Annotated in this window: 31 protein-coding genes; 7 read left to right on the top strand and 24 right to left on the bottom strand. The window is 34.4% G+C overall.

The window, feature by feature from the left end; translation table 11 throughout:
- Positions 1-13: 13 nt before the first annotated feature.
- The 13 genes from BTA34_RS06005 to BTA34_RS05945 all read right to left on the bottom strand — a co-directional run bounded on the left by BTA34_RS06005 (position 14) and on the right by BTA34_RS05945 (position 10,375).
- Complete coding sequence (locus BTA34_RS06005) at positions 14-664, bottom strand: tail assembly protein (RefSeq protein WP_265576273.1); 651 nt, start codon at positions 662-664, stop codon at positions 14-16.
- The gene (locus BTA34_RS06000; protein WP_151434878.1) at positions 568-1,296 is read right to left on the bottom strand and encodes a C40 family peptidase; all 729 of its coding nucleotides are present in this window, start codon (positions 1,294-1,296) and stop codon (positions 568-570) included. Before BTA34_RS06000 ends, BTA34_RS06005 begins: the two co-directional genes overlap by 97 nt.
- 21 nt (positions 1,297-1,317) lie before the next feature.
- Positions 1,318-2,022, bottom strand: coding sequence for a phage minor tail protein L (locus BTA34_RS05995; protein ID WP_151434877.1), 705 nt, complete (start codon positions 2,020-2,022; stop codon positions 1,318-1,320).
- Between the two features lie 51 nt (positions 2,023-2,073).
- The gene (locus BTA34_RS05990; RefSeq protein ID WP_151434876.1) at positions 2,074-2,619 is read right to left on the bottom strand and encodes a hypothetical protein; all 546 of its coding nucleotides are present in this window, start codon (positions 2,617-2,619) and stop codon (positions 2,074-2,076) included.
- Positions 2,620-2,744: 125 nt separating this feature from the next.
- Positions 2,745-3,278, bottom strand: a complete 534-nt coding sequence (locus BTA34_RS05985) for a hypothetical protein (RefSeq protein WP_151434875.1) — start codon at positions 3,276-3,278, stop codon at positions 2,745-2,747.
- Positions 3,268-3,570, bottom strand: coding sequence for a hypothetical protein (locus tag BTA34_RS05980; RefSeq protein ID WP_099659624.1), 303 nt, complete (start codon positions 3,568-3,570; stop codon positions 3,268-3,270). Before BTA34_RS05980 ends, BTA34_RS05985 begins: the two co-directional genes overlap by 11 nt.
- Before the next feature lie 135 nt (positions 3,571-3,705).
- Entirely contained in the window at positions 3,706-4,035 is a 330-nt protein-coding gene (locus BTA34_RS05975) for a phage tail protein (RefSeq protein ID WP_151434874.1), read from the bottom strand.
- A 7-nt stretch (positions 4,036-4,042) separates the two neighbouring features.
- A complete protein-coding gene (locus BTA34_RS05970) occupies positions 4,043-7,384 on the bottom strand; it encodes a phage tail tape measure protein (protein WP_151434873.1) in 3,342 nt (1,113 codons plus the stop codon).
- 11 nt (positions 7,385-7,395) lie between these two features.
- Entirely contained in the window at positions 7,396-7,872 is a 477-nt protein-coding gene (locus tag BTA34_RS05965; protein ID WP_151434872.1) for a DUF1441 family protein, read from the bottom strand.
- A gap of 63 nt (positions 7,873-7,935) precedes the next feature.
- Positions 7,936-8,436, bottom strand: coding sequence for a hypothetical protein (locus tag BTA34_RS05960; RefSeq protein WP_151434871.1), 501 nt, complete (start codon positions 8,434-8,436; stop codon positions 7,936-7,938).
- A gap of 319 nt (positions 8,437-8,755) precedes the next feature.
- Positions 8,756-9,133 (bottom strand): DUF6979 family protein, encoded by a 378-nt coding sequence (locus BTA34_RS05955; protein WP_151434870.1) that lies wholly within the window; start codon positions 9,131-9,133, stop codon positions 8,756-8,758.
- A 163-nt stretch (positions 9,134-9,296) separates the two neighbouring features.
- Positions 9,297-9,758 carry a lysis protein gene (locus BTA34_RS05950; RefSeq protein WP_151434869.1) on the bottom strand — a complete coding sequence of 154 codons (462 nt, stop codon included), beginning with the start codon at positions 9,756-9,758 and terminating at the stop codon, positions 9,297-9,299.
- A 146-nt stretch (positions 9,759-9,904) separates the two neighbouring features.
- Positions 9,905-10,375 (bottom strand): lysozyme, encoded by a 471-nt coding sequence (locus BTA34_RS05945; protein ID WP_151434868.1) that lies wholly within the window; start codon positions 10,373-10,375, stop codon positions 9,905-9,907.
- Between the two features lie 114 nt (positions 10,376-10,489).
- Between BTA34_RS05945 and BTA34_RS05940 the strand changes: the two genes are divergently transcribed.
- Entirely contained in the window at positions 10,490-10,855 is a 366-nt protein-coding gene (locus BTA34_RS05940) for a hypothetical protein (RefSeq protein ID WP_151434867.1), read from the top strand.
- A 30-nt stretch (positions 10,856-10,885) separates the two neighbouring features.
- Here the strand turns inward: BTA34_RS05940 and BTA34_RS05935 are convergent, their stop codons facing one another.
- From BTA34_RS05935 to BTA34_RS05915, 5 genes are all read right to left on the bottom strand, one after another.
- Positions 10,886-11,854 carry a DUF4225 domain-containing protein gene (locus BTA34_RS05935; RefSeq protein ID WP_151434866.1) on the bottom strand — a complete coding sequence of 323 codons (969 nt, stop codon included), beginning with the start codon at positions 11,852-11,854 and terminating at the stop codon, positions 10,886-10,888.
- Positions 11,854-12,333 carry an Hcp family type VI secretion system effector gene (locus BTA34_RS05930; RefSeq protein WP_151434865.1) on the bottom strand — a complete coding sequence of 160 codons (480 nt, stop codon included), beginning with the start codon at positions 12,331-12,333 and terminating at the stop codon, positions 11,854-11,856. The genes BTA34_RS05935 and BTA34_RS05930 overlap by 1 nt, the downstream gene beginning before the upstream one ends.
- A gap of 220 nt (positions 12,334-12,553) precedes the next feature.
- A complete protein-coding gene (locus tag BTA34_RS05925) occupies positions 12,554-13,579 on the bottom strand; it encodes a DNA-methyltransferase (RefSeq protein WP_151434864.1) in 1,026 nt (341 codons plus the stop codon).
- Positions 13,580-13,676: 97 nt separating this feature from the next.
- The gene (locus BTA34_RS05920) at positions 13,677-14,060 is read right to left on the bottom strand and encodes a hypothetical protein (protein WP_151434863.1); all 384 of its coding nucleotides are present in this window, start codon (positions 14,058-14,060) and stop codon (positions 13,677-13,679) included.
- Between the two features lie 185 nt (positions 14,061-14,245).
- Complete coding sequence (locus BTA34_RS05915; RefSeq protein ID WP_151434862.1) at positions 14,246-14,452, bottom strand: hypothetical protein; 207 nt, start codon at positions 14,450-14,452, stop codon at positions 14,246-14,248.
- Positions 14,453-14,755: 303 nt separating this feature from the next.
- Between BTA34_RS05915 and BTA34_RS05910 the strand changes: the two genes are divergently transcribed.
- The gene (locus BTA34_RS05910) at positions 14,756-15,028 is read left to right on the top strand and encodes a helix-turn-helix domain-containing protein (protein WP_151434861.1); all 273 of its coding nucleotides are present in this window, start codon (positions 14,756-14,758) and stop codon (positions 15,026-15,028) included.
- Between the two features lie 5 nt (positions 15,029-15,033).
- Here the strand turns inward: BTA34_RS05910 and BTA34_RS05905 are convergent, their stop codons facing one another.
- The 4 genes from BTA34_RS05905 to BTA34_RS05890 form a co-directional block, all read right to left on the bottom strand.
- Positions 15,034-15,291 carry a helix-turn-helix domain-containing protein gene (locus BTA34_RS05905; protein WP_151434860.1) on the bottom strand — a complete coding sequence of 86 codons (258 nt, stop codon included), beginning with the start codon at positions 15,289-15,291 and terminating at the stop codon, positions 15,034-15,036.
- A gap of 174 nt (positions 15,292-15,465) precedes the next feature.
- On the bottom strand, positions 15,466-15,726 hold the full coding sequence (locus BTA34_RS05900; protein WP_023582490.1) for a helix-turn-helix domain-containing protein: 261 nt from the start codon (positions 15,724-15,726) through the stop codon (positions 15,466-15,468).
- Positions 15,727-15,952: 226 nt separating this feature from the next.
- The gene (locus tag BTA34_RS05895; RefSeq protein ID WP_151434859.1) at positions 15,953-16,348 is read right to left on the bottom strand and encodes an antiterminator Q family protein; all 396 of its coding nucleotides are present in this window, start codon (positions 16,346-16,348) and stop codon (positions 15,953-15,955) included.
- A 13-nt stretch (positions 16,349-16,361) separates the two neighbouring features.
- Positions 16,362-17,432: a conserved phage C-terminal domain-containing protein gene (locus BTA34_RS05890; protein ID WP_151434858.1), complete on the bottom strand. Its 1,071-nt coding sequence runs from the start codon at positions 17,430-17,432 to the stop codon at positions 16,362-16,364.
- A gap of 321 nt (positions 17,433-17,753) precedes the next feature.
- On the opposite strand from BTA34_RS05890, the gene BTA34_RS05885 reads away from it, so the two are divergent.
- The 3 genes from BTA34_RS05885 (at position 17,754) to BTA34_RS05875 (ending at position 20,020) form a co-directional block, all read left to right on the top strand.
- A complete protein-coding gene (locus BTA34_RS05885; RefSeq protein ID WP_151434857.1) occupies positions 17,754-18,413 on the top strand; it encodes a helix-turn-helix domain-containing protein in 660 nt (219 codons plus the stop codon).
- Between the two features lie 256 nt (positions 18,414-18,669).
- On the top strand, positions 18,670-18,912 hold the full coding sequence (locus tag BTA34_RS05880) for an excisionase (RefSeq protein ID WP_151434856.1): 243 nt from the start codon (positions 18,670-18,672) through the stop codon (positions 18,910-18,912).
- Complete coding sequence (locus BTA34_RS05875) at positions 18,893-20,020, top strand: phage integrase Arm DNA-binding domain-containing protein (protein WP_151434855.1); 1,128 nt, start codon at positions 18,893-18,895, stop codon at positions 20,018-20,020. Before BTA34_RS05880 ends, BTA34_RS05875 begins: the two co-directional genes overlap by 20 nt.
- A 303-nt stretch (positions 20,021-20,323) precedes the next feature.
- On the opposite strand, the gene BTA34_RS18515 is transcribed toward BTA34_RS05875, so the two are convergent.
- Complete coding sequence (locus BTA34_RS18515) at positions 20,324-20,620, bottom strand: isocitrate/isopropylmalate family dehydrogenase (RefSeq protein WP_416202675.1); 297 nt, start codon at positions 20,618-20,620, stop codon at positions 20,324-20,326.
- A gap of 210 nt (positions 20,621-20,830) precedes the next feature.
- Entirely contained in the window at positions 20,831-21,775 is a 945-nt protein-coding gene (locus tag BTA34_RS05865) for a hypothetical protein (RefSeq protein ID WP_151434854.1), read from the bottom strand.
- 950 nt (positions 21,776-22,725) lie between these two features.
- On the opposite strand from BTA34_RS05865, the gene BTA34_RS05860 reads away from it, so the two are divergent.
- Both BTA34_RS05860 and BTA34_RS05855 read left to right on the top strand, forming a co-directional pair.
- Positions 22,726-23,082 carry a hypothetical protein gene (locus BTA34_RS05860; protein WP_151434853.1) on the top strand — a complete coding sequence of 119 codons (357 nt, stop codon included), beginning with the start codon at positions 22,726-22,728 and terminating at the stop codon, positions 23,080-23,082.
- Positions 23,083-23,856 (top strand): hypothetical protein, encoded by a 774-nt coding sequence (locus BTA34_RS05855; protein ID WP_151434852.1) that lies wholly within the window; start codon positions 23,083-23,085, stop codon positions 23,854-23,856.
- Positions 23,857-23,898 lie beyond the last annotated feature (42 nt).

The raw sequence follows: 23,898 nt of genomic DNA, 5'->3' as shown, positions 1-23,898 counted from the left end.
ATACGAACTCCTCTTATCCACCGTGTTTACCGGCATCGATATCTTCGCCGTCACTGTCATCCATAATCTCAACCGATTGTGAAATGACGCGTGAACCACACATAATTTCACCATACGCAATGGGCACCGGCATCCCTTGTGCAACCGCGTTATCAAGATTACTAAAATAGGTATTGCCTTTTTCTTCATCACCACGAGATAAATTAGGCGGTTTAGGCGCGGGGATCAGCATTTGAGCGACACCACCAATCATCATGGCTGCACCACCTGCCATCAAAGACGTGGCAACGGTTGCGGAGATCCACGCAGGTCCCCACCATCCCAATGAAAATAAGGCCGCACCCGCAACAAACTGAAAAACACCGACGTTTTTAGCGCCTGATAATTTCGGCACAATATGGACGACCGCATTATCCGGTAAGGCTTCATTGAATTTTTGGTTAATTTCTTGCGGGGAAATATCGGTACCGGCAATGCGAACTTGATACCAACCATCACGAATGGCGAGGCGTAAGGCTGGAATTTGAATAAAAAGCGCGTGAAGCCCTTCAGAGGCGGTATTCACATTTAAATCAAAGCGACGTCCAAATCGTTGCAAATTCCCATAAAGTCGGAAGGTTGCCAATCGCGGTAACGCCAAATTGAGTGCGTCATTCGTTGCCATCGTTCGTTATACTCCTCGCGTTTGCTAAGTTGGTTTGGAATGTGATGCAAAATCGTTTGATTGCCTAAATAGATCCCTGCGTGGTTGGCGCGAGAGCTGGCATAACAACACAAAATAATATCGCCGGGTTGCGCCTCTTTTTTGACCTGCCGAAAACCAGTGCTCACCATATTATCGAGGTACAGTTCTTTGCCTTGGCGCCACCAATTATCATGTCGCTCAAAGTCAGGCAATTCATGCCCTGCCAAATGGTAAGCATCACGAAACAACCCATAACAATCTGTTGAGCCATGAACAAATTGGCGACCTAACAGATGAGGCACCGGCTGATAGCGATGAATTTTTTCATCACAGACCACCCACCACGGCAATGCGCTGTTCACCTGCAGTTGTCGGTCTAATGTACTGAGGTACTGTTGGCCGTCAGGGTGACTATGTACAACCGCGATCACCTCGCCCTGCTGTTCGGCGCGAATAAAATCATCAAAAGAAATCGTGAAATGGTTTTTCGGATCAGCGTGCTGATTAACGCAAGGTAAATACTGCTCACCCTGTGCGGTACTTATCAATAAGCCACATGCCTCTAAGGGCGCTTGCTCTTTTGCCTGCGCCAAAATTGTTTGTTCAATCATAAGAAATACCTTAGGAAGGAATTAACTATTACCAATACGGGAAGTAGAAACAAACGCACCTATACGCGACTCGTTTTTTCGTAACTTACAATCACTAAGACGTTTACCGCATTTATCTTTTAACGGATCGGTGGTTGGCTTTCCCCATTCATCGGCAACAGGAGGCCCTTTATATCCGCACTCTTCAGAACGATACCCCCAAGGACAGATATCCGACAAAATCACGCGACCAGGAAGCATCAATCCGTCTGTTTCACTGGGTGTCGCCAACATAAAGGTAGCTGTTACTGAATTTAAACTGGTCATCTGCTCAATGATCCAACGTGTCACAATTTCTTGTGACGGGTCGGCATTAGGATTGCCATGAGGAAAATTTACCGCATCTAAAAATTGAGTACTGACAATGCGACGTACCACCAGCCCACCGATTGCACTATCTAGCTGACTGGCAATCCCCGTAATCAGCCCAAATAAATTCGACAATGTAATAGTGGGTCGCCCTGAGGGGCCTTTGCCATTAAAAGAAAATCCTTCGCCTTTCACGGGGTAAGGTTCATAGGTGTTTCCTTGCCAGATTAACGGCTCTTTACGTTGATTGAGTCCATCAAAAAAGCGGTACCGAATACCGCCTATTTTAGTTAAATCAAATTCGTAAAGCTCAAGCGAAGCATCAGTGGAGGAGAGTTCGGTAACACTAATTCGCATTTCAGGAGGAATATGTTCCATATTAGCTCCAATAAAAAACCCGCCGAAGCGGGTCAATATCACAATATTTTTTTAATTTTCTAACCAATACTTTATACGTCGCATAAATGTTATTCGTACTTCAGAAGGTAAAGAGGATTCAATATTATTTATTAACTCCTCGCAATGTAGAAATAAATTTTCCTTTTTCACATCAGGATTATGCTGAATAATACTTAGTGCAAGTTTTGCAATTGACTCATCATCAATCATAAAACCATCTTTTTTAGGTATTAATAAAGATTTTATATCAACCTTTTCAGGTGCTCCATATTCTTCTTTATCTTCAGTACCCTCAGATTTTTTACTTCCTATTATCTCAACTTTATTATTGTTATGAATAAAGCTACCTAGAACACTCTTTTCGATAGTTTCTTTTATAATAGCTGTGCAATATGAAATAAAACCCATTAATGTGATAAAACATCCTAACATCAGGGTATTATTTTTACTTGCAATTAATCCCATATTATTTACTTCACCATAACCTGATGAAACTCTTACTGTTACACTCATATTTAATGCATAGATAATAGCCAATAATCCCAAGGCTATTAATATGGCACCGAAAATTCGCATAAATTCTCCAGAATAAAAGAAATCATAGTAACTATAGAATACACTAGTTTAGCTTATATTAATAATGAGATTTTATACTAGCTTAAATTAATAAAAAGTGAGTATTTAAATACAATAATTATTTATTAATGAGAGTTAAGAAAGGAATTATACTTTTTATCAATATCATTTATAAAATCTTCAACAACCTTAATACAATTTACTAGTTTATCTTCTGTGATTTGTGTTTCTTGACCATCCATATTAAACCCATTCCTATGAATAAGATCATGTCTCGTTTCTAATAAAGAAAGTAATTCTCTACTGATGTTAAACTTGATATTAAAAACATGTTTAAAGTATCCTTCTATATCATTTAAGCGATGCCAGACTAAATTTTTCATCTTATCAATAAGAATATTATCAATATCATTCATTGATAGATTTATTGCTTTAACTAACGGTAGGTTATCGGCATTAAATTTCCCATGAGAAGATAATTTAATCAGATATTTTCTATTTTTTGTAATCTCATTGATAAATAAGCCTGATAAATACTGTTCCATTAAGCTGATCACATTGGAATAATATAATTTATTATGGAAAGGATCTTTGCTTTGATTTCTTATATTTTCAATCCCTGTTCGAAATATATTATAAAATGGATTGTTAGTAGTCATTGGGTTGATACTCCACTTTTATATGGTTTAATATCTCCTCATTCTGTGATCCAATTTCTAAATTCCAATCGATACCTGTATTTGAAGAATAAATATTTATCATATATTCGTTACCCTCATCATCTTCAAATGAATCATCATTTTCAATGACACTATCTCTATATCTATCAGCAAGTAAATTGAATGAAGGTACACTCACAACCGCAAGCTCTTTATTGTCTTTTAAAATCACTAAATAGCCACCAAACACAGCAGGTAAATCTTCATTACCCTCTAAAGTGAATTTCGACATTATTAATTCTCCCACACTAATCTCGCTATAAAAGAAAAATGTAAGCATACTCTATACATGTATCAGAGACAAAAAAATCATTTTCCTCTTCTATTCTTTATTTTCAGACTGATTACACAGTAATAATTAATTTTATTAATTTACCACTTGTTCAAATTCAGCTTCAATTTCACTGCGCATTAGTTTGACTTGTTCTGACCATTTACGGCAAATCACCTTGATATAGTCAGCTTGGTATGGAGGTTGCCAAAGAAAGGCTTTAACACCTTGATGTTTTGCTAAAAAACGATCGATTTCTTGTGATTCAGCATGTGTTGATAGAAATGTGACATTATATTTGACTGTATTAGAATTTAATCCGTCAGGTCGTCGTTGTTCATAACCCTCCCCCAGTTTTACCGATTTCACTCTAGGTTCAGATACTTTGGTCATATCAGGCTTCACTTTCCATTTAAAAACGTCCATATATATCCTACATTCCACCACCATCACGGCGCTGACTTAAAATATAATCTTGAGCCCCTCGCTTGCTTATCTCATAGATTTTTTTCAGCACATGAGGGCTAATTTGCCCATGACTGCTTTCATTTTGAATAGTGACATTATTGATTTGAGTGAATCCTGCACCTTGATTCGGTATTTTAGCAATAACACCTAATTTGCCATCAATCCCTCGGCGAAGAGGAAAAATACCTTCAGGCCCAGCTTCCCCCATCACTCCTGCGCCTTTAGCAAAGGCAAACAATGTAGGCCGATTGACGATGTGTCCACTATAACGGCTAAGGCTTGATGAGGAATAAACACCTCCTTTCGCATTGGCGACAGGTGCACTAAAACCACCAAAACCGAAGGCTTCTAGACCTTTTATTAAAGCCATTTTAACTAAGATATTCGTGATCATTTTAAATATCGATTTAGTGAATGCTTTAAAGTCAGCTTCTCTTTCTACTAATACATCTGTTAACTGGCTACTAAATCCGTCTAATGCCATTGATGTGGCATTTTTAACTTGTGTGTTAACATCTAATGCCGTCTCACGATAATCAGCCCACGCACTTTTCGCCCCTGCTAACCAGTTGTTTCGTTGATTGTCCTCCGCTTCAAATGTTTTTTGTTGCTCTGCGATCATCATGGATAATTGAGGATTATCTTTATTGTCTGCTAATAATTGCTCGCGCTGATTATTTCGTTGAATTTCTTGGCGAGAAAGTCCTGCATTTGCCTCTATTGCTTGACGTTTTTTAATTTGTTGAGTGAGATATTTTTCAGCTTGCGCTTGCATCTTGTTTAAGCGTTGCTGTAATACGATTTCATCGCCAATTAATGCTAATTTTTCTTTTTGTGAGAGGATATTATCTTTGTGAGCTAATAATGATTTTTCAGTTACCGTTAATTGTCGAGACTGAGAGGCTTGTTCTAAGAGGGTAAATTGCGCTTGTTGTTTTTGTAAGTCTTTACGTTGTTGGCTAATTTGTTGATACGTATTGTGATGTTTTCTAAGTACATCAAGCTGGGCTTGTAATGTGAATAAATCACGCGAAGCGTTCTCTTCTTCGCGTCTTCCAGCAGAGACGCGATTTCCACTTTCTCGTCCTCTTCCTGGTATTTGCCGATCTCTTAATCGGTAATTGATCATCGCTTTAGCTTCTTCATACTGCTCTTTGGTTAAGGCATGTTTCTCTTTTTCTAATTCAGCTAATTTCTTTAGCCGTTGTGTTTCCCAACTATAAAAACTTCGCCATTTTTCTTGTAACCTGATTTGGTTCACTTCTAATTGATTTGCCACCACTTCTGCTTGTTTTTGTGCATTTTTAAGATCGATATCGCCCACTTGCTCTTTTAAAGTGGCGATTTTTGCTTTGATTTCATCAAGACGATATTGAGGAGTGATAGCAATATTACTGAGACTCTTTAATAATGACTCTTGCTCTCTAATTTGATCGTTTAATGTCTCTGTACGCCCAATATTGAGCATGGCATCCCAGCCTTTTTTCGCTGTATTTTTTATCCCTAGCCATGCTGACTCTAAGTATCCAAGATTTTCAACAATATCATTAGCGCCATCATTAATAGATTGCGCATAAGCATCAATCGCCAGCTTAGCGGCTTCGGTTTTATTACCTTGTAATTCGAGTGTTCTGATTTGCTCTAATTGGGATGCTGTGAGGTGGTGGTTCGCTTTTTCTAATTCAAGCGACATTTGAAGTGGTTCATCTTGCAAGCGTTTAAACTGATCAATCGTGGTATCAATCGCCTGCCCTGTGATGTAATTCATCTGTGCGACCGCTTTTGAAACACGGGAAATCTCATTATTTGAAAATACGCCTGTACCGACAACACTCGAAATGGATGATGCCATTTCACCACGCGTAATACCGCCACCCGCAAGGGTTCGCGACATTTCATTTAATTGGCTAGCAGATTTATTGGCGTAGTTACCTGTTAAGATCAACTGCTTATTAAATTGAGAAAACTCTCTTTCTGCATCATAGGCTAATTTTGCAACACCCGTTAGACCTGCAGTAATTCCTCCCCAAATACCACCGCGAACCAGTGAGCCCATATTAAAGGAATTGGCAATACTCTGAAGACGGCTAGCTAATGACTTGCTGTTTTTATCAAACTCTTTAGTTTCTTTGTTCGATTCAGATAAGCGACGAATATAGATCTCGGCTGAAGAACTGACACCAAGTTGAGAGGCTTGATAACGCAACATTTGCTCGCGACTTAAATTTTGAGTGGCAACCTGTTCTTTTAGTCGCTGAATAAACCGTGTTTTTTGTTGTGTTAGAGACTCTTCTTCTCGGCGTAACTTCATTGACTCTGAAGTAATAGCAGAAATAAGCACCTGATAATCGCGCTGATGGATAGTGCCTTTCTTCACTTCTTGGTTTAACTGAGCCTGAATCGCTCTTAATGCTGATGCACTACCTGATAATCCTTTAACGGCTTCGATTTGTTTGTAGTATTTTTCAGTATTCGCATCTTGTTGATCTTGTATCGCCTTTATTCTTGATTGAGTGACATTTTGAATTTCGGCAAACTGCTCACCTGTAATTTTGAGCTTGTCATAAGCCTTTGTGGATTTATTTAAAACCTCAGTGAGTTGTTCGAGTGCATCTCTCGTTTGCCCAACACTTTGAGCTTGCTCTAAAAAAGCATCGGCTTGTTTGCGTGATTCAATAGCTGAGCTTTCCACCAGCGTCATACCCGCTGACATAAAGGTGGTTGTCCGTTTTGAGGCTAAAGAAAAACCATCTCCTTCACCATCGATATCTTCGGGAAAACGGTCATAATCGGTAAGCGCCACACATTTAAAGTCCGAAGAGGACATCACGTTAATCGATGGCCACCCCATTTTTAAAAAACTGCCCGATAAAAAGTATTTATCAAATACGTTATTATCGTTACGACGAGGACTGAGTTGCTTACTGACTTCAGGACTGCAACGGAAGGTACGAGAAAGCCGTTTTTTGCTGTGCTCTTGTGCTTTATCTTGCGTCATTTGTACCAGCAACATATCCGACGGATCACACACAATATTGTAAATCACCCACCCATCAATTAACCCAACGGTCTTTCCTGTTCTCGCAGGCCCCACAAATATCACTGCATCATAGAGCCGTGACGATAAACAATTCATGGGTTCAACAATATAAGGGGATACGGCGGGATCCCAAGGAACAGAGTTACCCGCTCCCACAGGCACTCGCATATATTTTGCCACGGCATCCGCAACTGGCATTCGCCTCGGTGCTTTAATGAGTTGAGCCACATTTTTACGTAATAAAGAGGCAGATATTGGTTTACCCATTTCTCCTCCTTTTAATCCTCCTTAAGCTCATCGTCTGCTAGCACTTTTATCGCTATTTGATCACGTAGGTCATCAATCACCGCTTGTATTTGAAAAACCGCCGAAGGCGTTAATGCACAATCGCGCTCTAATATATCTGGTAACGTCTCTAACACCTGTATCATGGCTTTCGCTAAAGCCGCATATTCACGAGCAACATCAGAAGCAGGTAATAACACCCCTATTTCTTGCTCGAATTTCAATCGTTCTCGTTCTGATTGATACCACGCTTTGCGATCTTGAGGTTGCATGTCTTGACTATCAATCGATGCAGGAGCTTTCATTGTTTCAGCTAAAATATCGCTAAGTGCATAAAGTTTGAGGTTTGAGTTATTGGTATTAACGGGCGTGAGATTTTTAAGGCGTGATGAAACGGTCTGTCGATGTATTCCTGATAATGCAGCTATCTGACTAATATTGAGTGTTAGCTGTTTGAGTTTTTGAACCATCATTGCATGTAAATAGTGAATAAAAAACCCGCGTTAAGCGGGTGTTCATAGTGGTATTTAACTTTATTTTGTTAGGGAATCAATATAGTCAAAAAGAAATTGAGCATCTGTTTCGTTTAATTTATTGAAATATTCGGCTTTTCTTTTGTCAAAATCTTCACCTTTATGAGGCCATTTATTACACCAATAATCTATATTTGTATTTTTCTTGAACCACTGTTTTTGATATTCATGTTCATTGACCAGTTTATAAAGTTCTTTTTTTGTCTGACCTCTAGTTCTTGTTGCAGAAATTATAAAATTACAGTTTTCTTCAATTAACTCTTCCACTGCTTTTCTTATAATTTTTTCGTTATCACCACCTGTAGATATCCCTATTTTTAAACCATCTTTCTCAAAAATAGCTATTTCATCATTTTTAGCTAAAGGGTTTTCTTTTGGTTCTAAACGAACAGTATAGCTTTTATCTGATTTTAATTTTCTAATCAATTGAATTAGTGTTTGTGTTTTACCACGCTTACTTGCACCAAAAACACGTAACATTAATTTATTTTCAAGTTTCATTATGAGAATTCCATTTGTGAATAATAAATTATGATATACGTACAGAATATAATAAATACAAGTTACTACATCACATTCTTATGGATATTAAGGAAAAGTCCCTGTGGAAAATCATGTGCTATCAATCTGATGATGAACAAAAAACGTTCACAGACATCAGTATTTATTGTTTGTATATTTAAAAATCAATAAGTTAATTAAGTAGTGGTGATGCTGAAATAAAATACAAAAATTTGACGTTTTCCGCGAAGCCCCCGCCCCGCGGGAAGGGAGGCTATTGGGAGTACCTTTTTAATTAACTGTTCTTCAATCTAATTTATTATTTAATAAGGTTTGCTTCTAAAAGGCTAATAACCACATCGGCTTGCCCATTATGATTTTTAGGTAAATCATCATTGTTTTTTTGATATAACCGAAAACATTCGATGGCTGTTATATTTGGGTTCTCTATTGCTAATGCTAAAAGTTCTTTCGCATGGTGTTTATTAGCTATACCCGCTTTATAATTATTTGATGGGATGTTCTTCACTAAACCAAGCTCACATAAACCAAGAAATGCACCTTTAGGGCATCCTTTATTAATTGATGATTTACTAGTTGTTTCTTTTGATATCGCATTCGTCCATTGCTCACGTAAATTCACTTTATCATCATAATTCAATACAGTCTGTACTGCTGCTTTACCGTAATTTCCCATATATAACCTCATGCCTGATTAATATTCGATGATACTAACACTCTGTAATGCATAATTACCTGATTTTGACCACGCATTGTAAAAGTATTTATTTCTATTTAACATTACTCATAGCTTCCTTTATTATTCAACTTATTTTTGTAATTTATTTGAATATTTTTAATTATTGTGAACACTCATATCTTATATACTCCTGCAATCCCTTAATCATTCTTTCCGACTCGGCAATTCGTTCTCTAAGTAGCCAATAATTTCGGAGAGCGGTGTCAGTAGGTCTGGTGGGAATTGCATCATCCATGCTGGAGGAAGAATTTGTGGTGATACGGGAGGAGCACTCGGCTCTGATATACACCCGCTTAGGATTACGCTCAGCCAAAATACGCAACTCATCAATTTTTTTTTTCGCATTAACTAATTCCTGAGTATGTTTAATATCGAGTTGATTTAATAGAGTTACCCGTTTTTGATAATCGTGATTTATATTCACTAGTTCTTTTAAACGACTGTCTAATTCCTTGTTAGCATTGTTTAATCTATTGAGTTTTTTTGATTGCTCATTTATCACCATATAACCACCAGCAATAATAACTATCGCCATAGTCGCGATATAAAACTTCCAATTCATTATTGATTAATACCTATGATGAGAAATAGCGCGTTGACAGCGTTTAACTAAACTCGATTTATCATTAGAACAAGAAGGATCAATGGAAAGATAAAAACTGAAGATAACAATAAGAAAAAGAGTAATAATAAAACACAAAATAATAATTAAAGATTTCCATGGCATAAAGCAGATTCCATTTCACGGCGATTAATTAAGCCTTTCCATACTTTTCCACCAGCATAAATCCAGCGTTTCATTTCTTCACAAGCGCCATATTGATCACCTTCGTTTAATTTCTTGAGTAAAGTAGAATGTGAAAATGAGGTTATTCCAACATTATAAGCAAAAGAATATAAAGAGGCTTTAGTGTGATTATCGAGAGATACTTTAACTAAAACATCGACTTGTCGTTGTATTTTAATAAAATCTTTTTGTAATAAAGCATCACATTCTTGCTGTGTGTATAGCCTATTCTGAATGATGTCATTGCCAGTATGGCCGTAACAAACCGTCAGAACACCCGCAATATCATAATAGGATTTGTATTTTATTCCTTCTAAATAACTAATAAGAGTTAAGGCTATAGTAACGGCACTGGTGCTACTTAATACAATTGCTTTCCGTTTTAATTGCACTTAAGATCCTTTTTATTAAAAAGTATCATTTCATAAATATAATTGAATCTTATAATTCAATTTAATATTTAATTATGTTATCATTAGAAAAATAAAAATTAGAGATAAAATATAATGAAAAAATTCGATATAGATAAAATAATTAAAAACTTATCGGACAAGGATGTAAAAAAAATAAATCAAACCTATAACAACCAAACCAATAAAGAAGATAGTTTCAAAAAATGGTTTTTTGACACATTTATCTTTGATCGTATCTTATTTGAAGGATTATTTATTTCACTTACTATAGTTTTCATTTGTATAATCACATTAGGAACCACACCTCATCTATTCTATTCATTCTTAGTTTTAGTTTTTATTTACTTTACCATGAGTTTAGTAATTACTATCTATGATTGTATTAATAATAAAATATCACTAATTTTATTCTTTAGAGTAAAGAGAATTGCAATAATGACCTATATAATGAAAAAATGATCTATTTTTTAATTAGAACATTAATCTAACTTAATGAGTATTTTCATTAGATGAATCTTCGTTATTATATTTTTTTAATATTAGAATAAATTTTCCCATATTATAGCCTAAGGTAGTGAGTAATAGTGGATTGCTATGAACGCTAAATTTTCGCTTAAAATCTAATGAACTCCAACGAAATAAGCGAGTACCTTTACTGGTAAATAATCTATCAAAATGTGTTGCTCTATAAGTTCTTCCACCCATGGTGACAGGTAAATGAATAATACGATTAGGTGAGTCATATTTAGCAAAAGCAGCGAATCCATTATATACGCTAACAGTCATATCAATAACATCATAGCCTATCTCACCATGACTCTCATTCAAACCCAAAAATTCAAATCCTTTCTGAATTCTCTCTTTAACGGGATCCCCTCCAAAGTTAATATCGCCATCAGTAAATTCATACACTAAATCTGATACACCTTCAAAAAACTTACCGCCACCGAGTGATAAACCAATAATTCCTGCACCTTGCATTTCTTTATTTCTAATTTTACGGCCTATCTTAAAGCTTAAATATCCAAAAGCACTTTGTATTCCTCCTCCTATAATAGTTTGACTACCTTTAAGGTAAAAATACCATCCCGTTCCAGAAAAAGTTTTAGTTAGTTCATAGAGTTCTTTACTCTGTTTTCTTAATTGAGAATAAGCAGACATTTCAGTTTCATACTCAGTTTCTATTTCATTGAGATACTGCATTATTTCTGGCGTAGAACCAACTCCAAATGTCTCTTTTACTGTATCTCTAAAACCTTCAACTCGATTATATCTTTCTCTGTGGTTATATAATGCACGATAAAAATCAGCTCGAATTAACCTTACAACTTCTGCTATTTCACTTCTATATCCTTGTTTACAGTAATCATCTGTAAGTAGGTATCTTGCGGATATTTCGGATAACCTTTTAATATCATTAGCATATCTTTCAAATTTTTCTTCAAAACTAAAAAACATTAAAATATCCTTTCATCCCAAATACTATAAGAACTTGTTCCTGCGGTTACATGTTCCCATGTTATTGACTTAAACCGTATTGATAATGACTCTTCGGGTTGAACTTCATTATGTGTTATAGAATTAGGATAGAAACAACTGATATTTACTATTGAAGCATCTGTTAATTTTATTTTGTAATATAACTCCAATCCACTATTACCTGATGTTCTATAAAAGAAAAATTCACATGTTAATAACTCATTAGAGACTAATGATTGAGATAATAATGGGGATGCCTTATCGATTGTCTTACGTATATCTATAGGTTGAAAGCTTACATTTTGATGCATTGAAAGATTTGATGAGAATTCATAAACTAAAATTTCATCTTCATGACCAGATTGATATTTATTACCAATAGAATCAAATGTAGAACACCCTTTTGAAATTAAACCTTGATTATTTCCATTTAACTTTAAATAAATAATATTTGCCAATTTATACATCTCCATTTATAGAAAACCATAATCCATCATTTAATAGACATCTAATAAATAAAACCTGAAAGTCCATTTAATTAAGAATAGTTTAACAATAAAATATTACTTACTATATAAACAACTGAATAATATTCAATTGTTTTATTGCGTTATTAAAATTAAAAATATTTAAATTATACTTAAGAGGAATAACTCTTATTAAGAAGTTATTTATATTTTATGTATTTCTTAAATAATTATTTATCTCCTCTTTTGTCACCTCAAATCTCTCCTTCTCTAACTCCACTCCCAACACATTTCTATTTAACTTTAATCCCGCCTTTATCGTTGCCCCTGATCCCATAAAGAAATCGGCCACTAAGTCCCCTTCACGACTGCTAGAACGAATAATATGTTCCATCATATCTGATGGTTTCTCACAAGGATGTTTCCCAGGATAATATTGCACTGGAGGATATGTCCATACATCAGTGTAAGAAACATCAGCTGTAACAAAAAAAGGACACTTCAATAATCCGTGTTCTTCAACCAATGTTTGATAACGTATCTGAGAAATTTTATATTCTGACAGCAAATCATCATAGGTACGTAATAAGGGTGATAACTGATCAATATGCGTAGCTCGTTGTGAAAATAATATTTGTAACTTTTGATAGTCATCCTTTAATGGTAATTGCCACTGACTGCGACCAAACCAGTGATTAGCCATTTTCTTCCCTGTAACTTTATTTATTTGTTTAACGCTAACCTGTAATGCTGATCGTGCATCGATAAAATAATCCATAAGAGGTTTAAATACTCGTTGCTTGAGTTCACGACACTTTATAACAAACTCAGCTCCTTTTGCTTGTACTGGTCTTTGATAATGTTCCGCAAACAATATTCGTTCTGTCGAAGGAAAAAACGTACGCAGGCTTTCTTTATTCTGGCGTCGCCAAGGGCCTGAAGGTTTAGCCCAAATAATATGACTTAACATATTAAATCGCCCTTTTACTAATAATTCAGTATCAGAGGCAAGCTTAGAGCCACAAAATAAATACAAGCTTCCATTCGGTTTCAATACTCGCCAAAACTCAGTTAATACGTCATCTAGCCACGCTAAGTATTCAGCTTCATTTGCCCACTGATTATCCCATGCACAAGATTTAACCCGAAAATAAGGGGGATCTGTCACTATCAAATCAATACAATTCTCTGGTAACACTTTTAGCACAACCAATGCGTCATTATTATATAATTGCATCTATATCCTTTATTGAGGCAACAAAAAAGCCAGAAATTATCAAACTTCTGACTTGTATTTATATTTAATATAAAAGAGTTCAAAAACCAGTGGTAATTTATAGCTCTTTTATTGGATATGTTTTTTCCGTTTTAGAACCATCACTATAAATTTCAGAAATCGTGATATCCCCACCATTTACAGAATATTTCACAATACTATCTAAAGGATCATTCCTCCATCGACCAATACTATCAGCATTATTTGATGCCCAAATTACCTTTTCACCGTTTAGCTTGCATTTTATAGCCCAGCGACTGTTATCAACTGAACGAATGTAATGAACATAAGCAATACCGTTTTCAATAGTATCTAATTGCATAATCTTATGATCTCGACCAAACATGGTTGCCGCAGAAGCTTTACATACTTGCCCCACATCGACATTTTGTGCAAAAACAGAAGAACTAAACAGTAGTGATAATAATAAGATTTTTTTCACAAATTTAATCTCTCATTTAAGATAAGTCATTATGTATATCGTCAATTAATCGAAAGGCTTTATCTTGAATTTTTATTTATAAAATAATTATTCAATCTTATCTTTATCTGCGGTTTATCAAGTGCAAATTCATCTTTTATGCAAGAAAAATACAAACTGATACCTTTTATTATAATATAAAGTATTTAATCAATTCTTTTACTTGTTCGCTTATAAAAATCATCTTGTTTTAAAATTAATTCCGCCATTTCTAATTGAGTGAGTAAAAACTCACAACTTTCATAACTGAGTTTAGATTCACTTACGATTTCTATTATATTCTTACACGTACTTTGTGATATTATTTCTAATATATCATATGCCTGAATAGTCATATCACTCTGTTTTATCATGATATTTTACACCTTTATTTTAAACAAATAATATATCTAAAGGTGTAACTCTTCATCCTATAAACAGCAAGTTCTTTTGTCAGATTATTTTTAAATAAATAACTTTATTGATAATTATAAAAACAAAAATATTAATTTATATATTTAAGATATTTTTATAAATAGAAATACTAATCTACTACATTTAAAAATAAGATTTATTCTATTTGATATAAAAAATTAATTTATTTAAAATGAATTTGTTTGGAAATAACTACACATTAAAATTTTTAAATTAAACTAACAAATCATACAGGAAAGTATATGATTAATAAAAATTGGCATGCAGCAGATATTATCGCATCATTAAAGAAAAAAGGGACAACGTTAGCAGAGATTTCCAGAGCCGCAGGCTTAAGCTCATCAACTCTGTCTAATGCATTGTCCCGTCCATGGCCTAAAGGAGAACAACTTATCGCTCAAGAACTTAATTTGCCCCCATCAACAATATGGCCTGAGCGTTATTTTGATGAACATGGAAATCAAATTGTTCGCAAAACGAGAGAGCAAAAATCAAACGATAAACATAAACTGTAGATTTACTACTTATTATATTTTTCACGATATAATTTCATTATATCCTCTGCTAAATATTCATTAACAGTATAAAAATAACATTCAGGTAAATTAAGTATTTTGGCAAACTTACATACCATTTCAAAAGTTGGTCTATGAACCCCTAATTCATACTGACAGACTCTTGAACGCGCATGATCTATATTTATTCCTGCCAGTATACCTAATCTTGCCTGAGTTAATTTTGCCATTTTACGGGCATATCTTAATCTAAGATGAACCATAGCTATAACCAATAATTTTTAAATTAATAAGATATTTATTTTATCTATTCTGCCCCACCTCCCAATCATTAAGCAAATAGCAATTTCTTTAAAAATAGTATTTTTATTTTAGTAATTCATTTATTTTATATCATAAATTTAAAAAACGTGTATAGCACTTTTTTAAAACGAATTTTATAGTGGATTATATTTTTCATTATAAATAAAAATTAGCTCTTCTGCGAATTCATCATTTAAAGTGTAAAAATAATTTTCTGGTACTTTCAATATTTTGGCAAATCGGCAAATAGTTTCAAAATTAGGACGATGTGTGCCTGACTCATATTGGCAAACTCTAATTTTAGCTGACTCCTCATCTATCCCAGCTAAAATCCCCAACTCCTCTTGAGTTAATTCAACTCTTGCTCTTGCCGTTTTTAGTCTTTTAGGGATCATAATAACTCTAACATTTAAAATGAAGATGTAAGTTTATATCATAAAAATTCAAACCTTAAAAATTAAGCATTACTTAACAAGATTAGGCTATATAAACATTAATTAAAGTAGTATTTGATGTTTCATTATTTAATATTACCCTTTTAGATAAATTATAAGCCAGGTAAATATCTTTATTTTTATTAGATTAACAGCTAATTTGCGTAGCGCGTTAATACTTTTTTATTTAATTTGTTTTCTTATAACAATAAACTTCATGATCCATCTCTAAACATATTTCTAACATTGCCAGCCCTCCTTCAACAAAACCCTCTGCAACTTGTATAATTTGGCGAACTCGGCTTTCACTTATTTTCCAACGCCTCGCAATACTTCTTTTAGGATGCTGATAAATATAATGTAATATAAGTGCATTCACCTCTTCTTCTTTTCTCAGTTGTTTTAGGCGAGCGATAGCAGAATCAATGATCAATCCATCATCATCGCAACAACTGATACGAGATGATGATTGATAAGGTAATATCCCTTTAAAGCCCGCAGCAATATGAGAATAATCCACACCACTTTGTACATCAGATGCCCAAGCACCCCATCGTTCTAATACTTGCTGTATATCTCTCATGTCGCAAATACCTTTATCTAATACTATTGTGATATGTTGAACGCGCAATTAACTGTGCGGACTGATACCAAATTTCTTTCCAAAGCACTTTAGCATTATGAATATGCATTCGCCCTAAACCACGTTGTAAGGCGATTTTTTTCGCGAGGATCTGAAGAGCTGTTTTAGGCTTCCATGCTGAACTAAATAACAGACTAAATGTGTTATCTCTTTCAACACAATCGATTTCAATAGGGATTTCGCCCTCCTTTAAGCACCGCCCATTTTGATAAGTGGGTCGTCCTTTTAATTGCCACTTTTTCGCTTTATCAAGATACTCTGCACAATTGTTTTTATGGAACAGGGTTTTAGGTCTTAAATAATCCTGCATTTTATTATCGTTGAGCCATTTTGCTGTTAGGTAATCGGTAATTAAGATCAATTCATCGACTTGGAAACCATCAGCCAACCTAGCTCGGACATAGCCCAATGTGGTTTGACATTCTCGATAATGGGAGTGAGTTGTTTTATTAAAATAGCGAATAATGTCTATTTCAGGCCGTTCACGATTTGACGATGAGCAATCTGAACAAGATCTTTTAAGGTTACTCTTTGTAGTAATCTTTGTTGTATTCTCTGTAAGAAGAGCCCTATTTGAACCGTTCTGAGGCTGACTTTTGCATCCCTTCCATTGTTCCTGTTTGGCACCATCGAATGTGCGTATTTTCGTTTCATTATCACTACCTTCTTCATTCGTATTTTGCTCTTCATCTTCCGTTTTCAAAATTTTATGCTGATAATTAATACTATAAAAGTTAGTACGATCATGAAGGTGTTTGTTGAGCTGTCTCACTTCAATCAATCCAGCCGTTCGAAGATGAGTAAAGACGCGTTTTAGTGTTGATAGCGATAAGTAGGGAAACTGTAAATGCCAATCAGGTAATGTATTGTAGATCCATCGCCGTCCTTCATATTCAACACCCGATATTGTTTCTGTTATCCAATAATGTAATTGTTGCAAAACAATTGCTTCGTATAACCCAATTTGAACTGCTAATTCAGGTATGACTATCTGAGGACGTGTTTTTTCCATTAATAATTTCATGTGAATTCCTTTTTCTACCATTCTTTTAAAAAAAAGATGTGCATCAAATTAAAAATAATTTAATTGAAAAAATAACAAAAGATGGTAATTCCACTTTTGTTTTGTAAAATATTCCGTTGCATTACTTTTAATTAGCACACTTAACGAAAAGATCTAATCCGTTATTACCATTGAAACTATCGTGAGTTAAATTAATAGGATTAATTTAAATAACATCTTTATAGATTAAATTAATCAGTTATCGATTACGCTATTAAAATTAATAAATAGAGAATGGACACGCAAATCATTTTTACTTAAATAAAAGGAAATGGGAATTACATGAGAAACAAAATGCATACCCGAATTAGAGAGCGTCGATTGCAATTAGCCTTAACACAAGAGTCATTAGCAAAGATGTTAAGTGTCAGCCGAGTTTCTATTACAAAATGGGAAACCCAAGTCACTGAACCAGACGGGGAAAACTTACAAATACTGGCTAAAGTTCTTGAAGTTTCACCTGAATGGTTACTTTATGGTGGAACATCATCCGATGCTGATGCGTTAATAATCACACGTAAGACAATGAATATTCGTCAAATTCCCATTATCACACTAGAGCAAACCCTTGATTGGAAAACACGTTATGAAACATTAAGGTTGAGTGATATTCAAACTTGGTGTTATGCGACAGTACCTGTTTCTGAGCAGGCTTACGGGCTTGTGTATCAAGGTGAATCAATGACTAACCCTTACTCACTCCCCTCCATACCAAAGGGTTCAACGATTATTATTGAGCCGGAATTTAAAAATAATATTGAATTATATGGAAAGATAATCATCGCGAAACATAGTATTACCCATGATGTGGTAATTAAGAAATTAATATCAGAACCACCTCATCTTTATTTGGTTTCATTAAATGCCGCCTTTACGCCTATATTATTAACTCATGATTATCAAATCATTGGTTATGTGATACAAATTATTCAAACACTTTAACTTATTTAGTTTAATTTATTGAGCTGGATCACTTCAGCTCAATATGTACTTCCCCTCACAGTGTTATTGCCTATAAAGAAACATAGAGTACAATTAATCACAAGTAACAAACACCCACTCATTTAAACGATAAGGAAATAAAAGACTAAAAATATAATTACGTATTAATTAGCCATCAAATAAATACAGCATTAATTTATTTAAAATAAAGGAATAATCATTATTAATTCATTTTTAATAATATAAGGAAAGAATAATGCAAGTATTAACATTAAAAGAATGGGCTGAGAAACGATACAAAAGTCGTCCACCGTCTCTCACCACATTAAGTCGCTATGCACGATTAGGTTTTTTCTGCCCACCTGCAAGGAAAGAAGGTGGCATGTGGCGAGTGAGAGAAGATGCAGATTTAGTCGGCATGTTAGCTATCCCTTCAATCAATATCTTTGATGATCCAATATTAAGGAAGATACTAAAAGATGATCGGACGACCTCGTGAGAAAAACATTGATATCCCCAATTTATATACAACGTATCACCCAAGAATGCGAAAAATATATTGGCGATATCGTCACCCTATAACGGGTAAATTTCATTCCTTGGGCGCTGATGAAACTCAAGCGCGACTAATCGCCATCGAAGCAAATAGCCGTATTGCAGAGCAAAGAACGCGTCAAATTTTAGCCATCAGTGATCGCATTGCAACTGACAAAGATGAGTCGATTACGGTTGCCACATGGTTAGATCGTTATTGGAACATCCAAAAAGAACGCTTAGATCAAGGAGAGATACAACTGGCCACCTATCGGCAAAAGAAAAAACCCATCGCCCTTATGCGCCAAAAATTAGCTTTACTCCCATTAGCCAAAGTGGGCACTCGAGATTTGGTCAGTATTCTCGACGAGTATAAAACGGCGGGACAATCGCGTATGGCACAGGTAGTCAGATCCGTTTTTAGTGATATTTTTAAAGAAGCACAACATGCGGGTGAAGTTCCACCAGGTTATAACCCCGCATTGGCAACTAAAAGGCCAAAAACTCGGATAAAACGTCAAAGATTGACTTTAGATGAATGGCATCAGATTTATGATTTAGCGGACAAACAACACCGTTATATGGGTAATGCGATGCTCCTTGCTCTCGTAACAGGTCAACGTATTAGTGATATCTCTCGAATGCGTTTTCAAGATATTTGGGATGACCACTTGCATGTTGTTCAAGGAAAAACGGGCGCTAAAGTGGCCATTCCCCTTTCTTTGCGCAATCAAGCCATTAATGTTTCACTTAAAGAAATCATTGACCGCTGTCGTGATCGCGTAGTGAGCCACTATTTAATTCACTATTTTCGGAGTACATCGCAAGGGCAACGAGGAGGCCCAGTCACAGCAAATACGATGACAACGAATTTCACCAAAGCAAGAAATAAAACTGATATTGATTGGGGTGAAGGAATGCCAGCTTCCTTTCATGAACAACGTTCATTATCAGAACGTTTATATCGAAAACAGGGTATCGATACGCAAGCTTTATTAGGGCATGCCACTCGAGCACAAACCGACCGTTATAATGATGTTCGTGGCAAAGAATGGATAACCATCGCGTGTTGATCTTATTTCTGACCTTATTTTGATTCATCAGATAATCTGCAAATGATAATTTTCGCCACGTTTATCATGCGGTTTGCAGATTATTTTCTTTCTTTTTCATTTCGCCATAAATAAAGCCTTATCGCCTCTTTTAATGGGTTGATTTTAACACTTACGTTTTATTCATTGTTTGTTTGGTTTTGCTACATTAGGCTACTTTTAATACAAAAATACGCATCAAGACGTTACATGTACTCATAAAAAACCCTGTAACAAAAACGGGAACCCTTAAGTTCCCGTAATCAATTTGCAACGCTAATTATATTACATATGTTTGATAATCGCGTCACCAAACTCGCTACATTTCAGCAGTTTAGCGCCTTCTAACTGACGTTCGAAATCATAAGTTACAGTCTTAGCGGCAATCGCGCCTTCCATACCTTTAATGATTAAGTCAGCCGCTTCTGTCCACCCCATGTGGCGTAGCATTATACCCATAATAATTAAGTAACTTATCAAATAAATTATAATTATTGTGGGTGATAATCTTTTTTTATGTGATCTTGGTTTGTATGTAACTGGTTGATTTTTAATTTGGGTTGGAGTGGTTTTGGGGAACACTTTTATTTCAATAAAAATTTGATATTTTTATATACAAACACTCCATGTATTTTAACAGTTTATTGAAATATTTATTATTTCCTTCTGGTTAACAGCATTTTGTTCGAGAGTTCAATAATCTCATTTTTTACTTAATTACAATTTAAAATTATATTACTTCACTTGAAATATCACTTTTTATATCATGAAAAAGTAATCAGTACATTAAATCTATTTTAGCAATTCAGTAAGTTGAGCGAGTTCATCTTCCGTAATTTCTGTCATAAGTTTTTCTAAATTAACAGTTAATGTAAGTATACTTTCTCTTCCATCTTCACTATCTATATTTTTAACCATCTTGGGTTCAAAACAATTACGTATTTCATTAAGGGCGGTGTCATCTGAAAGAAAAATAGCACGAGGAAAACGCCCTCTCCCATTATTTCCATAATGCTCTATTTCTAACTTAAGCTTTGCTGTCCTAGAAATAATTAGTATATCGGACAAAACATTTTCAACATCAAATAAATCAGCATTCTTTTTAAATTTCATTAATTTTTTAGCCTGCCGATTACCATATAAGCAAGCTAATGTAACAACAACTACTGGGTGTTGCTTATATATCCCTATATTATCTGCTTCTTCCAATAATTCCTTTGCTTTATTAAGTCTATTTGATGGTGAAACTGCATCTTTTAAATTAAATTTTTCATTTGCAGATTTCAGAAACCTCACGTATTTCTCCTTATCGGTTTCTACTGGTAGTCCTCTTAATTCGCGGAGAAATGAAATCAAAAATTTATCAGATTCATATATAGAAGCATTTTTAAAAAAACGTCTTAAAGATGCCACATCACCCAATATTTGTTCTTCTAACTCGACATCAGTCATTTTTACTCGTGAATCACTAACTTTTTCCATTAACGCACATATATATGAAAATTTATTTTGTTCACGATCTAAATTTTTAAGTTCATCAATCCATTTTTTCTTTCTTTTATCTCTGTTAATACTTTCCTCTGGTAATTTTATTATAGAAACCAAACAGATATCTAATAAATATAGTGTAGGAACCATTCTAGACCATTCATTTAACATTTCGATCATATCAGAATCAACATCTATAGTTAATTTAATACTTTTTTGACAATGAAACTCAGTATCTTTTTCATTCATAATAATTGTAATCTCATTTTTAATTATAAAACAATGATGAATAGTATAACATCCCAGAAATTATAAAAAGGTTTTTAATTTTAAATAACTCACAGTTCCATAAAAAATAATAGTCTATTTTTGGCTCGTATCCTTACCTATATTCCCTATAATTCTAATGAGGCAAATCGAGCTTAATTATGTACTATAAATAAAACCTATCCTGTGTAGTATTAATACAAATGACTATACTTTGGCAAGTTTTGTAATTTAATTTGAAACTATAACTTTTCAGTTAATGCGTAAAAATACCTATATAATTTTAGATAATATAGTCTTTCTTCATACATGCAGAGAGTAACGTCTCCATCTGTCTCTATACCTAAATCAGCAATATATTGTATTATTACAGCCTTTTTGATTCTTTATCTCAGCGATATGTTGTTTTTTTAACTACGTTATTAAAACAAACATCAAAACGTGAATCCACCCAATTAGTGTTGTTCAGAACTACAATATTGTTAATGAGGTTAAAATCATGAATATAGGTCTTTCCACTATAACCCTGATGAACAGGTAGAGTCGATATTGTCAGATATTGCAGTACATTCATGTCACACGAATATAGCGATGGATTACCACCAAACGAATCTGAAAGGTAATACAGGAAAAACGCTGAAACAGAGACTTTTTTAGTTGGCTATTACACCTACCGCGAAGCATCATGCTGAGATCACACAGTTTCGATGTTTAGAACAACATAATTGAAGTGCCCCTTACTTAACTCTGATGGTTGCAAAACTGTTTGTGAAACACGTAGAACAATTTAGCATGAGCCTCTTCACAGAACATATTCGAGAACAGAGACAATGATGAGCAACCGAGTAAATTCTATATAAAGTAGCATTAAGAATTTTTGTTGGTAGTATACTAAGCTATTTATATAAATAAGAATTTTTGAAAGGTATGAAATGAAAACATTTGAATTACTTAATAATGGTGACGAAAAAGTCATTGACATTTATAAACAAGCCCATGAAATGTGGACTGAGATATTCTCTAAAGAATGGTACTTAAATGATTTATCTGACAAACTTGGTACTATCCAAACCACTTTCGAACATAAGCTTGAACGATTTGGATTAAATCGATGGGAAGGCCAAGAAGTTTTTGTTATTTCTGGTCTAACTTTTTTTAAAAATGAATTTAATATAAAAAACAATAAAGCACACCAAGTCAGTCTAGCCTTTGAGATGAGTTGGTGCAGTATCGAAGTTAAGTCTCTTGCGAAGAGACTTTCAAAAGCTTTTTACATTGGGGAGTTTTAAATGGACTGCCCAAAAACTTTCAACTATAACCAATATATAACATGGCACAACCTTGAAGTTGAGCCTGGGCTAAATATTATAACCGAGTTAACAAACATAATTAATTCATTGGAAGCAAATAGAGATAGATTTGAAAAACTCGCGAGACTATTAGATCAACTTAATACCGTTTTGTTAAGAGCTAAACAGACTGCTGATGTAGACGTTTCTTCATATAAGTGTGAAATACTTTTAAATACCCAACTATCAACAGGAAGATACAACGACATATTCAAGCCGATTGAATCAATAATTGATAAATTATGGAGAAAGAACAAAGATGCGTCAGAATACGTCACATCAACCAACATTAAACACAATATAAAAGACTTAGCAAGAAGTTCAGTAATTTTAAGCACTCACAAGTTTGCAAATGACTTCAGCAAGGCATTACCAAAATGGAGAGAAAAGCTTCAAATGAATCAAATATCATTAGATGATTACAATGACATATTAGAAATAAAAGTGGAGCAAGAGGCAAAGATGGCGAGCGGTTATTTTGCTTACCATGCAGATATTATCTACACCGATGATTTTCATATAGAGATTCAAATCTACTCCCAATTAAATGAGATATGGAGAGGTCTATCACATAAGTTATATGAAAAAACTCGCCTTTTGCAGGATGTCGAATATGGGCATGGCACTAGCGCATCTCGGCTTGTATCCTTAGGTCATTTACTACATTTAGCAGAGTGTGAAGCAGAACGGTTACAAATAGATCTAGGACAATAAACTCTATTGTTACAACCATGCTTACTTTAGATGAAGTCTGTC

Origin of the sequence: Proteus sp. CD3 (assembly GCF_008808075.1) — a bacterium.
Classification (GTDB): Bacteria; Pseudomonadota; Gammaproteobacteria; order Enterobacterales; family Enterobacteriaceae; genus Proteus; species Proteus appendicitidis.
Note: the sequence above shows the minus strand (reverse complement) of the source record. Positions and strands in the feature narration are given on the sequence as shown.